Origin of the sequence: Jiangella alba, assembly GCF_900106035.1 — a bacterium.
Classification (GTDB): Bacteria; Actinomycetota; Actinomycetes; order Jiangellales; family Jiangellaceae; genus Jiangella; species Jiangella alba.
The window spans coordinates 1963165-1975691 of sequence record NZ_FNUC01000004.1 but is presented as its reverse complement, the minus strand read 5'-3'; the positions used below and the strand labels follow the sequence as shown (position 1 = coordinate 1975691).

Below are 12527 nucleotides of genomic sequence, written 5' to 3'. Positions count from 1 at the left end.
TCGAGGGTGTGGCGGTGCGCATCGAACAGGTCGACCTGCCGGGCATCGGGGTGCGACACGACGTGCTCACCGAGTCCGGGCGCCGGGTCAGTGTCCTGACGCAACGTTCCGGCGAGCGCACGCTGGCCGTCTTCGACGTCGACGACCCCGACTCCTGCCGCGACCCCATCACGCTCACCGACGACGAAGCCGAGACGCTGGCCGGGCTGCTGGGCGCGTCCGTCGTGCTCGGCCAGCTGGCCGCGCTGCGCGACCACGCCGCCGGGCTGTACACCGAGCAGATCGCCGTCACCGCCGGGTCGCCGTTCGCCGGTCGCGCGCTCGGCGACACCCGGGCCCGCACCCGCACCGGCGCGTCCATCGTCGCGCTGCTCCGCGACGGCGCCGTTCAGCCGTCGCCGGGGCCGGACGCGCCACTGCGCGCCGGCGACCTCCTGGTCGCGGTCGGCACCCGCGAGGGCCTCGACGCGCTGACCCGCCTCGTCGCCGACGGCGCGAACTGATCCGCTGCCCCGATGGCGGAGACCACCACCCTCCTGATCGAGATCGGTGCGCTCCTGCTGGGGATGGGGCTGCTGGGCCGGCTGGCCGGCCGCGCCGGGGTGTCGCCGATCCCGTTCTACCTGCTGGCCGGGCTGGCGTTCGGGCAGGGAGGTTTGCTGCCGCTGTCGGCCAGCGAGGAGTTCTTCGAGGTCGGCTCCGAGGTCGGCGTCATCCTGCTGCTGCTCATGCTGGGGCTGGAGTACTCGGCCGGCGAACTGGTCACGAACATCCGCCGCTCGGCGCTGTCCGGCCTGTACGACGCGCTGCTCAACGCGCTGCCGGGCGCGGCGTTCGCGCTGCTGATGGGCTGGGGCCCGGTGGCCGCCGTCGCGCTGGCGGGCGTGACGTGGGTGTCGTCGTCGGGCGTCATCGCGAAGGTGCTGCGCGACCTCGGCCGGCTGAACAACCGCGAGACCCCGGTGGTGCTGTCGGTGCTCGTCATCGAGGACCTGGTGATGGCGTTCTATCTGCCGGTGCTGTCGACGCTGGTGATCGGCGCCGGGCTGGCCGAGGGGGCGCGGACGCTGGCGATCGCCGTCACCGCGGCCGTGGTGATCCTGTACCTGGCGCTGCGGCACGGCCACGCGATCTCGACGCTGTTCTCGCCACGTCAGCGGGAGGCGCTGCTGCTGGGCGTGCTCGGGCTGACGATGGTGGTGGCCGGCGTCGCCGAGCAGGTGAACGTGTCGGCCGCCGTCGGGGCGTTCCTGGTCGGTATCGCGATCTCCGGCCCGGTGGCCGAGCACGCGTCGGAGCTGCTGACGCCGCTGCGCGACGTGTTCGCGGCGGTGTTCTTCATCTTCTTCGGGCTGACGACCGATCCCGCCGACATCGGGCCGGTGCTGCTGCCGGCGCTGGCGCTGACCGTCGTCACTGCGGCGACGAAGGTGCTCACCGGGTGGCTGGCGGCCCGGCGCGCCGGCATCGCCGAGCCGGGACGGTGGCGGGCCGGGCTGGCGCTGGTGCCGCGGGGCGAGTTCTCCGTCGTGATCGCCGGGCTGGCCGTCAGCGCCGGCATCGAGCCGACGCTGGCGCCGCTGGTGACGACGTACGTGCTGCTGACGGTGGTGCTCGGGCCGCTGCTGGCGCGGCTGCCGGACACGCCGTGGTTCCGTGACGTGGTGCGGCGGCGGGTGCTCAACCGAGGTCGGGGACGAGTACAGCGGCACCGCTGACGGCGTCGGCGGCGAGGTCGCCGAGCGCAGCGTCGGCGCGGCCGAGTGGATACGGCGTCGTGGTGACCCGCAGCCGGTGCTCGCCGGCGAAGCGGAGGAACGCCCGGGCGTCGTCGCGGGTGTTGGCGGTGACGCTGCGCAGTTGCCGTTCCTGGAACAGGTGCCGCTGGTAGTTCAGCGGCGGCACGTCGGTGAGGTGAATGCCGGCGACGGCGAGCGTGCCGCCGCGGTCGAGCGCGGCCAGCGCCGGCGGGACGAGGTCGCCGACCGGCGCGAACAGGATGGCGGCGTCGAGCGGCTCGGGCGGTGGGTCGGCCGCGGCGCCGGCGGAGGCCGCACCCAGTTCGAGGGCCAGCTCACGAGCGGCCGGGCTGCGGGTCAGCACGTGGACGGTGGCCCCCTGCGCCAGCGCGACCTGGGCCGCGAGGTGGGCGCTGGCGCCGAACCCGTAGATGCCCAGCCGTCCGCCGGGAGGGAGCTCGGCGCGCAACAGCGCGCGGTAGCCGATGATGCCGGCGCACAGCAGCGGCGCCAGCTCGACGTCGTCGTAGCCGGACGGCAGCGCCAGCGCGTACGCGGCCGGGACGGTGGCGTACTCGGCATACCCGCCGTCGGCGTCCCAGCCGGTATAGGTCGAGGCCGGGCACAGGTTCTCGGCGCCGCGGCGGCAGTAGGCGCAGGTCCCGTCGGTGCCGCGCAGCCACGCGATGCCGACGCGGTCGCCCGGCGCGAACCCGCCGGAACCGTCGGCCGTCACGACTTCGCCGACCACCTCGTGGCCGGGCACGACGTGCGGACGGTGCACGGGCAGGTCGCCCTCGGCGACGTGGAGGTCGGTGCGGCAGACGCCGCAGGCCAGGACGCGGACCAGTAGCTCGCCGGGGCCAGGTCGGGGCACCGCGTCGTCGACGAGGGTCAGCGGCCGGCTCGCCATCGGGCCGGGCGTCGTGACCCGCCAGGCGCGCATGCCCTCAGTCGAGCGTCAGCAGCGCGCCGACGTCGATGGTGACCGGGAACGGCCGCTCGAGGGTGATGACACCTGAGCCGCGCGCGACCTCCTTGTAGGCGCCGCCGGCCAGCTCGTACGCGACGAACGCATCGCCCTCAGCCGCCGCCGGGTCGATGATCCAGTACGCCGGAATGCCAGCGTACTGATAGTCGGCGACCTTCGCTATGCGGTCGGTGCGCCTCGACCCTGGCGAGACGACCTCGACGACCAACTGCACGTCGGCGGGGTCGATCCTGGCGACATCCAGTTTCACCTGCGCCCGGGAGAACACCACGACGTCCGGGCCGCGCACTGTCGGTGGGAACCGCGCCTCGATGGTCAGACCGAGGTGCTGAAGCGCGACCAGGCCCTCGGGCAACTGCGCGTCCAACAGGTTGACCAGTCGGTGCGCAACGAACTGATGGCCGGCCGTCGGGAACGAGTTCATGATGATCGTCCCGTCGACGAGCTCCCAGTACCGGTTGGCGTCGGTCTCCTCGAGTGCATCCCAATCCTCGATGGCCAGGAGCTCGTTGGGCACCGTGACCGTCGTCATCGGAACCTCCTTCGCTCGATCATGATCTGACCTTCGATTCATACCGTCACGATACGCGGATCGGCACCCTCACGCGTTTGCCCGAATCCGCCGGCCCGGTTGCCCGAACCGGCGGATCCGCCCCTCAGAAATTTGCCCTAACTCTTAACGGCCCAGGCCAACGTGGGAACCGGGCAACAGCACCTCCGCCTTGGCCGGCAGGTGGTCCGACGCGTCGGTCGAGACCACGGCGGCGGTGCGGACGATGACGTCGCCGGAGGTGAGGACGTAGTCGATGCGGGCGTTCGGGTCCTCCGCCGGATAGGTGTTGCCGTCGCCGACGCCGGCGGCCTCCCAGGTGTCGACGAGGTCGTCGACGAGCTCGCGGATCTCCGGCGACGACGGGACGGCGTTGAGGTCGCCGAGCAGCACGACCGACTCGTCCGGCTCGCCCATCAGCGCCTCGATCGCCGCGACCTGTTCAAGCCGCTCGTTGGCGTCGTTGTGCTGCAGGTGGGTGTTGTAGACGCTCACCCAGACGCCGCGCACGTTGATGCGGGCGCGCAGCAGGCCACGCTGCTCGTGCCCCTCGTAGCGGGGCAGGTAGGTGTTGTCCCAGTCGCGGATCGGCCGCTCGCTGAGGATCGCGGTGCCGTACTGACGGCGCGGCTCGCCCGGCTGCGCCGGGTCGAGGTCGAGGTTGGCGCCGTACACGACGTGCATGTCCAGCTCGTCGGCGAGCCAGGCGGCCTGGTCGACGAAGTCGCTGCGCTCGCCCCAGTGGCGGTCGACCTCCTGCAGGCCGACGACGTCGACGCCCTCGGTCTTGATGACGTCGGCGACTCGCTGCAGGTTCAGCAGGCCGTCGACGCCGACGCCGTGGTGGATGTTGAAGCTCATGACGGTGAGCGGCCGGTCGCGGGGCGACGGATCGGCCGACGAAGCGGGCTGAGTGGTCCCGGCCATCAGTCCCAAGACTGCCAGAACCGCGGGGACGGCGGTGCGGAGCAGGCGCATGGTGGGGTCCTTTCGACGTCACGGCACACGTGTCGTCGAGCCTTCCCACTCCGGATGACTTGTAGACAAACCTCCCGCAAACGGTCAGTCGAGAAGACCGTCGATCGGCTCGCCGGAGCGCACCTGCCACGTCGGCACCCGCAGGACCCGCGTCACCGGCGGCAGCCCCGACTCCGGCACCAGCCCGGTCAGCAGCCGCCGCCGGCGCAGCAGCAGCCGCAGGTGGCGCGCGGCGTCCTCGCCCGGCCAGCCGCGGTCCAGCAGGACGGCGGTGCTACCGGACGGCGTGCGCACCAGCACGTCGACCCGGTAGCCGTCGACGACGGCGTTCGGCTCGACGTCGCCGGCGCCGGCCGCCTCGAGCCGCGTGCACAGCGCCTCGACCAGCGGGTCGGTGAAGACGGCCGACTCCATCGGCGCCGGCGGGTTGGGCCGGACGTGGAACGAGCGGACGGACGACATGCGGGCCAGCAGCGCCGGCAGCCCGGCCTGCCGCGACCAGAACCCGTGCTGCCCGACGGTGACGACGTGCGCCCGCGCCCGGGCCAGCGCGCCGCTCCACAGCGCCGTCTGCCCCTGCGCCCAGCGCAGCGTCTGCTCCGGCATGCCGTCGCCGGCGACCAGCGACAGCACGACGGCGTCGCAGTCGACCGCGTCGCCGTCGGCCACGCAGGCCACCGGCACCGGCTCGAACCGGAACAGCGACCGCAACTCCTCGGCCTGGGCCCGGAACGGGGTGGCGACGGCGACGGTGGCGTCGGCGGGCAGCTGCTCGCGCAGTTCCTTGACCGCCCACACGACGCGGTCGATCTCGGCCTGGTTGCGCCACGACCCGCCGTTGGCGCCGCGTTCGGGCGTGCCGGTGACGTCCTCCCACAGCAGCAGCGTCGCGTCGCCGGTCTCGGCGTCGTGCGCGCGGGGCAGCGCGCCGACGTCGGTGACAACGGTCAGCCGGCCCCCGTAGAAGTGCTCGTCGACGATGCGGGCGATGCCCGGGTGCGCGCCGTCGTGCTCGTCGAGCAGCAGCGACTCCTCGACGTTGGGCAGCGCGGCGTCGAAGACGGAGTCGCCGCGGAAGGACAGCCGCCGCTCGGACAGGAAGCCGGCGCTCAGGCCGGCGGCGCGGCGGGCGCGGCGCAGCCGGTGGTCGCTGAGGCCGGGCGTGCGCAGCCGCTGCCGCGGGTCGCCGACGACGAGGGCACGGCGGGCGCGGAACAGCAGCGGCAGCGCGGCGGACACCGGGCAGTGGTGCGCGTCGTCGATGACGACGAGGTCGAACATGCCCGGCTCCAGCGCCAACTGGCCGGCGTCGCGCGGCGTGACCGCCCAGCCACCGAGGTGGCTGAGCAGCTCGCGGTGGCTGCTCTGCCGGTTCCGGCCGCCCGGCTCCAGCGCGATGCGGCGCGCCTCCAGCCGCTCGCGGGCGGTGCCGGCCTGCTCCGCCACGACGACGGCGAGCAGTTCGGCGGAGAGCTCGGCGACCCGCGCCGACAGCTCGCGGCCCTCGAGGTCGAGCGCGTCGTCGCTGACGGCGAGCGCCTCGCGCCGGTCTTCGCGCAACCGGTCCTCGGCCCGCGCGAACAGCATGAGCGAGTCGAACGCTGCGGGGTCGAGCAGCAGCTCGCGTGCAGCGCCGGAGTCGGCACCGGCGTCGGCCATGGCGCGGACGAACGCGAGCACCAGGTTGCGACGGCGCAGCCCGCCCATGAGGTGCGTCTCGGTGAGCGTGCGCGCGCGGTCGACCCAGTCGGACAGCCCGGCGTCGTCGCCGCGCCACGCGGCGGCCAGCAGCTCGGGCGGCACGCCCAGCCGCTCGGCCGCGGCGGACCGCGCGGCTGTGGTCTTGCGCAGCAGCGTCTCGAGGTCGTTCCGCTCGGCCAGGCGGTTGCGCCATGCCTTGACCTGCAGCTGCGCGGCGGCCAGCTCGGCGGCGACGGAGCCGCGGCTGCGTCCGCCCGACGCGTCCTTGGTGGAGCGGAGCAGTTCGCGGACGACCTGCTTCTCCTCGGCCCGGGCCTGTGCGTCGCCGGTCTTGATCAGCAGGCCGGTGACGAGCGAGCCGCACCGGTCGGCCAGCCGTTGCAGCGCGGCGTCGTCGGCGGACGCGACCAGCACCTTCTGCCCGGCGGCGACCGCAGTGGCGACGACGTCGACGAGCAGCTCGTCCTTGCCGGTGCCGGGCGGCGCGGTGACGACGGTGAGCGGCCGCGACATGGCCGCCGTCAGCACCGTCTGCTGGCTCTCGTTCAGCTCGGCCGGCAGCACCGGCGCGACGGCGGCGCGGGTGGTGGTGCGCAGCCCGACCGGCTTGCCCAGGAACTCCAGCGCGGTGCCGGGCACGTCGGCCAGCCGCTCCCCCAGCTCGGCCAGCTCGGCGGCGACGGCCTGCTGGGCGGCCCGCTCGGACTCGACGTACAGCACGCCGGCGGTGTTGTGGACGCCGGTGCGGTTGGCGGTCTTCTGGTCGACGGCGCCCAGCGCGGCGGGGTCGAGACGGCTCAGCTCGTCCAGGCCGAGTCGCTTCAGCAGCTGCCGGATCGCCACCAGCAGCTGGTCGCGGTCGCCCGGCTTCCAGCTCTGCCGCCAGGCCGCCAGCACGCTGGCCGCCTCCTGGTCGTCGAGGCAGGCCTGCAGGATGCCGGCGTGCGGCAGCACCGGCCCGACCGGGCGCAGGGCGGCGGCGCCGCGGGCGTCGACGGTGACCTCGGCGCGGCGGACCAGCAGCGGGGCGACGGTGGACGGGGCCAGCGGGTCGCCCGAGTGGCGGCGCCCGGCGCCGGCCAGCGTGACCAGCGGATACCCGTACCAGACGTCGCGTTCCTTCCAGTCGAAGGTGTCGACGCCGGCCGGGGCGAGCGTCGTCGGCTCGGCGCCGCTGAGCAGCGCCTCGGCGCCGTCGGCCATCGGGAACCAGTCGGCGGACTCGGCGCCGCGCACCGGCAGCGCCTCGGGCGACGGCGCCTCGGCCAGGCAGGAGCGGTAGTAGGCGATGACCTCGCGCCAGCCCGGGTCGGCGACCTGGTCGCCGTGGTCGCCGCCGGCCGCTCCCGCGCCACCGGACGCGCCGGCGGTCCCGTCGGCGGGGACGGCGACGGCGCCGCCCGCTCCGGCGGAGGTGCCGCGGACGTCGCGCCCGCCGTTGCCGTCGAGCAGGCTGAGCGCGCGCACGGCCGACCGCGCGATGACGTGGTTGCCGGTGACGGCGAGCGTCGAGGTGGCCGGCAGCTGCTCGGCCGGCACGCCCTGCGCGACCAGCTTGGTGGTGAGGTACCGGGCGAGGTCCTCGGCGGTGACCCACGGCCCGAGGCCGTCCTTGACCCGGCCGGTGCGCAGCCCCTCGACGATCTCGCCGGTGAACCGCGACGTGCCCAGTTGCGGCACCGGCTCGGCCATGACGGACGCCGGCTGCGGGGCCGGCGACGCCGAGATGACGTAGACGCCGGCCGGCTCGAGCATGACCTGGCTGCGCTGGACGGCGAACCGGTCGGTCTCCGCGCCGGGCAGGCAGGCGTCGAGCAGCACGACCTTGCTGGCCGCCCGGCACTCCTGCAGCTGGTCGCGGAGGAAGTCGGCCGGGACGGCGGTGCGCTCGAGGTCGGCGGGGTCGGTGTCGGCGGCGGCGAGGTAGAGCCGTCCGTCGGCACCGGACACCTGCGCGTAGCCGGTGAGGTACACCAGCACGGTGTCGGCCAGCGCCCGCTCGTCGAGGAACGTCTCGACCGCCCGCATGATCTCGCCGCGGCTGCCGTCGGCGACCACCTGGCAGGTGTCGACCATGCCGACGTCGGCGCGCTCCAGGACCTGGCGCAGCTGGCGCAGCCCGGCCGCGGCGACAGGCAGCAGCGGGTACCCGGCGTGGTCGTGGACGGCCGTGCCGACGAGCAGCGCGGCGCGATCGCCGGCAGGCAGCCGGCGGGCGTCCGGGACGGCCGGAACCGCGGCGGATTCCACGGCGGACGGGAATCGCAGCGACGCCTCGGGCGTACGCCGCGGCGGTGCCGGAAGCGTGACCGTGGCCGGACGGACGGCCACGAACCGATCCCGGACGGGTTCGATCCGCGCATGCATCGACGGCTCGTTCATCAGGCTCCCTCGCGTCTGGCCTGCCGCCGGTGAACACCCCGTTCACCTGCGGTTCTCTCGCAGACTAGGTACGCATCGCGACGTATGTCGGATCTTGGAGGAATATGGTCCGAACACCCGATGGAGTACTCGGACGAGAGGATCGTGGTGATCTAGAAAACAATCACGTATAAGCCGGCACGCTCATTCGATCATGGGAATTCCACATTCCCGGCCATGGCGAGATGGTGTCATGGCGGGCATTCGCCACCGGCGGACACTGGCGCCGTCATCGCACCGGCTCGAACACTGATGGGCACCCCCAGTGAAGGAGCCCGCGGTGATGAGCGGTCGGTCGGACAGGTCCAGGCGTCTCCTCGCGATCCTCGTCGGCGGGTCGCTGCTCGCCACCCTCGGCGCGGCGCCGGGGCAGGCCGGCGAGGAGGCCTCGACGGACGACGCGGTGACGGCGTTCGGCGTCGAGCCGCAGACCACGACCGTCACCCTCGTCACCGGCGACCGCGTGCACCTCCAACGCGGCGCCGACGGGTACGAGGGCATCTCCGTCGACCCCGCGCCGCGGCCCGGCGGCGTCGTCCCGCAGTTCCACGCCAGCTCCCGCGACGGCATCACGCGGGTGGTGCCCTCCGACGTCGCCGCGCTGGTGCCGGACCGCCTCGACGCCGCCCTGTTCGACGTGACGGCGCTGGCCGCGCAGGACGCCGGTGCGACGCTGCCGCTGATCCTCGACTACGCCGACGACGCCGTGCGGCCCCTGGACGCCTCGCCCGTGCCCGGCACCACCGCCACGCTGCAGCTGACCAGCGTCAACGCCGTCGCGGTGGACGCCGACCCGGACGAGTTCGGCGCGGCGGTGCTGGCCCTGGCCGGGCCGCGGCCGCTGGCCGGCGGCGACCCGCTGGGCGCGGTGGAGAAGGTCTGGCTGGACGCCCGGACGGAGGCCCGGCTGGACCGCAGTACCGGCCAGATCTCCGCGCCGGCCGCCTGGGACGCGGGCGTCGACGGCGACGGCGTCACGGTCGCCGTGCTCGACTCCGGCATCGACGACACGCACCCCGACCTCGCCGGACAGGTCGGCACGGCGGTGAACTTCACCGACGAGCCGGACGCGGGCGACGGCGCCGGGCACGGCACGCACGTCGCCTCGATCCTCGTCGGCACGGGTGCGGCGTCGGACGGGGCCCGCCGCGGCGTCGCGCCGGGCGCCCGGCTGATCAGCGGCAAGGTGCTGAACCGCCAGGCCCAGGGCCAGGTGTCCTGGGCGATCGCCGGCATGGAGTGGGCAGCGGCCCAGGGCGCCCAGATCGTCAACATGAGCCTCGGCCTGGGCCCGGGCGACTTCGAGGCGCCGCTGCTGACCGGCGCGGTCGAGCGGCTCAGCGCCGAGCACGGCACGCTGTTCGTGGTCGCCTCGGGCAACAACCACTGCGACGCGTGCGTCGGCAGCCCGGGCGAGGCCCCCTCGGCGCTCACCGTCGGCGCCGTCGACCGCGACGACCAGCTGGCCGACTTCTCCAGCCGCGGCCCGTCGTACGGCGGCTACCAGCTCAAGCCCGAGGTCACGGCGCCGGGCGTGGAGATCTCCGCCGCACGGGCCGGCGGCGGCGACCCGTACGTCGCCTACTCCGGCACGTCCATGGCCACGCCGCACGTCGCGGGCGCCGCCGCGCTGCTGGCGCAGGCCCGGCCCGACCTCACCGGGCCGGAGCTGCGGGCCGCGCTGACCTCGACCGCCGTGCCCACCGACGGCGTCGAGGTCACCGCGCAGGGCAGCGGACGGATCGACGTCGGCCGGCTGCTGGCCGCCCCGGTGCTGGCGTCCGGCGGCGACCTGAGCTTCGGCCTGCTGCCGTTCCCCGGCGACGTCCCCGCGCAGCCGCTGCGGCGCACCGTCGAGTACCGCAACACGACCGCCGCGCCGGTCACCGTCGACCTCGCCGTGGACGTGCCCGGCGCCGCCGCCGGGGACCTGACGGTGACGCCGTCCACCCTGACGCTCGCACCCGGCGCCACCGGCAGCGCCGAGGTGGTGCTCGACGCGGCGGGTGGGCCGGCGGGCGACTACGCCGGCTACCTGCTGGCGACGCCCGCCGACGCGGCGGACCCGCTGCGACTGCCGCTCGGGTACACCGTCGAGGCGGAGTACTTCGACCTCACCATGACGGCGATCGCCGCGGACGGACGGCCGGCCGAGCCGCAGCTCACCGGCTACGTCGCCTCCCCCGTCGTCGACGTGCGCACCGGCGAGCCGGTCCTGCGCGGGACGTGCGAGGACGTGTCGGACCTGATGACCTGGTGCGCTCGGGTGCCGGCCGGGACGTACTCCGTCATGACGTGGCTCGTGACCAAGCCGGCCTGGGCCGACAGCGACGGCGACCCCCACTCGGCGACGCCGCTCTACTCCTCGCTGGTCGGCGACCCCGAGGTGACGATCACCGGCGACACCGCGCTGGTCCTGGACGCCCGCGACGCCGTCGAGGTCGAGATCGCGACGCCGGACCACGAGACCCGGGCGAACGTCGGCGGCTCGGTCGGGTTCGGCTGGGCGCGGACCCCCGAGAACGGCCCCGCGACCGTGGACTTCGTGGTCAACCCGCCCGGCGCGCAGCTGGAGGAGCGGGTGTTCCTGCAGCCCACGGACGAGGTGACGATCGGCTCGTTCAACGCGTCGTCGCGGTTCCGGCTGGCCGCTCCGGACATCACCCTCGACGTCGACGGCGTCGACCTGGCGCCGTCGTACTACTCGCCGTTGGAGTTCAGCGACGTCCTCTCGCAGTTCCCCAGGCTCGACGGCGAGCTGACGCTGCCCGTCGTCGACGCCGGTGACGGCACCGCCGCGGACGTCGCCGCCGCGGACCTGGACGGCGCGCTGGCGCTGGTGCGCCGCTCCGACGCGGTCCCGGTCGCCGTGCAGGCGAACCGGGCCGCCGCGGCCGGCGCCGCGTTGGTCGCCGTCTACAACGACGTGCCCGGGTCGAACGACCAGGTCGGCCCGGACGTGCACCGGCTCGACGTGCCCACCGTGCGGCTGTCGCACGAGGAGGGCCGGGCCCTGCTGGACCGGCTGGGCGACGGCGTCGTCACCGCGAGCGCGACGGGGACGCCGTCCAGCCCGTACGTCTACGACCTCGTGCACCTCGAACGCGGCCGGATCCCGGCGGAGCTGAGCTACGTCGACCGCGCCGCGGACCTCGCCGCCGTCCGGCACGACCTCGGCGTCCAGCTGAGCGGGTCGCTGACCGAGGTGGCCTACCCCTTCGCCGCCGAGCACGAGTTCTCCGCGTCACTGCCGATGCCGGTGCCGGAGGCGCCGATGAGCCGCACCGCCTACTACGTCGACGACCCGAGCATGCTCTGGCAGCACGTCGTGCAGACCCCGCAGGAGCCGTACAACGGGCTGTGGCCCCGCCCGGCCGTCACCGAGCTCAGGCTTCAGGGCCCGATCGGGCCGGTGGCCGACGGTGAGCACTCGTGGCTGCGGCAGCCGCTCGTCCCCGGGTTCGACGACCAGCGGCCGATGACCCGCCGCGGCGACCAGCTGATCATCCCCATCGCGGGCTTCGTCGACGCCGCCGGCAACTTCGGCGAAGCGTGGGCGGGCGGCACGGACGGCGCCGGCTACCGCCAGCTGTTCCAGGTCTGGCACGGCGACGAGCTGATCGGCGAGGCGACCGGCATCGTGGCGCCGGCCGGCACCATCGATCTGCCGCCCGGCGAGGAGACGTACCGCATCGACTACTCACTGGAGAACCGGACGACGTGGGCCGAGCTCTCGACCCGCACCCGCACCTCGTGGACGTTCGACTCCGACACGACACCGGCCGGCGGCGAACCCACCGTGGTGCCGCTGCTCACCCTCGAGCACGACCTCGACGCCGACCTCACCAACCGGCTCCCGGCGCCGCGGGACCGGCGCGGGCCGAACGAGATCTCCGTCGAGGTCGGCCACCTGGCCGGTGCGGACCCGCGGGTCACCGCCCTCACCGTCGAGGCCTCCTACGACGACGGCGCCGGCTGGCGGCCGCTGCGGGTGCGCCGCTCCGGCGACACGTTCTCGGCGCACCTGCCGAACCGTCCGCCGCGCGGCCACACGGGGTTCGTCTCGCTGCGCTTCGGCGCGGCCGACGCCGCGGGCAACCGGATCGACCAGGAGATCATCCGGGCGGCGGCGCTGCCGCCGGACTGA

Annotated in this window: 7 protein-coding genes; 3 read left to right on the top strand and 4 right to left on the bottom strand. The window is 74.4% G+C overall.

Going from position 1 to position 12527, the window contains the following annotated elements:
• Positions 1-8 precede the first annotated feature (8 nt).
• Together BLV02_RS27070 and BLV02_RS27065 are read left to right on the top strand one after the other, a co-directional pair.
• Positions 9-503, top strand: coding sequence for a cation:proton antiporter regulatory subunit (locus tag BLV02_RS27070; protein WP_069112364.1), 495 nt, complete (start codon positions 9-11; stop codon positions 501-503).
• Between the two features lie 12 nt (positions 504-515).
• Positions 516-1718 carry a cation:proton antiporter gene (locus BLV02_RS27065; RefSeq protein ID WP_069112363.1) on the top strand — a complete coding sequence of 401 codons (1203 nt, stop codon included), beginning with the start codon at positions 516-518 and terminating at the stop codon, positions 1716-1718.
• Here BLV02_RS27065 and BLV02_RS27060 read toward each other — a convergent pair.
• The 4 genes from BLV02_RS27060 to BLV02_RS27045 form a co-directional block, all read right to left on the bottom strand.
• Positions 1681-2685, bottom strand: a complete 1005-nt coding sequence (locus BLV02_RS27060; RefSeq protein ID WP_069112362.1) for a zinc-binding alcohol dehydrogenase family protein — start codon at positions 2683-2685, stop codon at positions 1681-1683. The genes BLV02_RS27065 and BLV02_RS27060 overlap by 38 nt on opposite strands.
• Before the next feature lie 4 nt (positions 2686-2689).
• Positions 2690-3262: a Uma2 family endonuclease gene (locus tag BLV02_RS27055; RefSeq protein WP_069112361.1), complete on the bottom strand. Its 573-nt coding sequence runs from the start codon at positions 3260-3262 to the stop codon at positions 2690-2692.
• A 144-nt stretch (positions 3263-3406) separates the two neighbouring features.
• On the bottom strand, positions 3407-4207 hold the full coding sequence (locus tag BLV02_RS27050; protein ID WP_216094303.1) for an endonuclease/exonuclease/phosphatase family protein: 801 nt from the start codon (positions 4205-4207) through the stop codon (positions 3407-3409).
• Between the two features lie 135 nt (positions 4208-4342).
• Entirely contained in the window at positions 4343-8341 is a 3999-nt protein-coding gene (locus tag BLV02_RS27045) for an AAA domain-containing protein (protein ID WP_069112359.1), read from the bottom strand.
• Positions 8342-8663: 322 nt separating this feature from the next.
• Here BLV02_RS27045 and BLV02_RS27040 point away from each other — a divergent pair, with 322 nt between their 5' ends.
• Entirely contained in the window at positions 8664-12527 is a 3864-nt protein-coding gene (locus BLV02_RS27040; protein WP_069112358.1) for a S8 family serine peptidase, read from the top strand.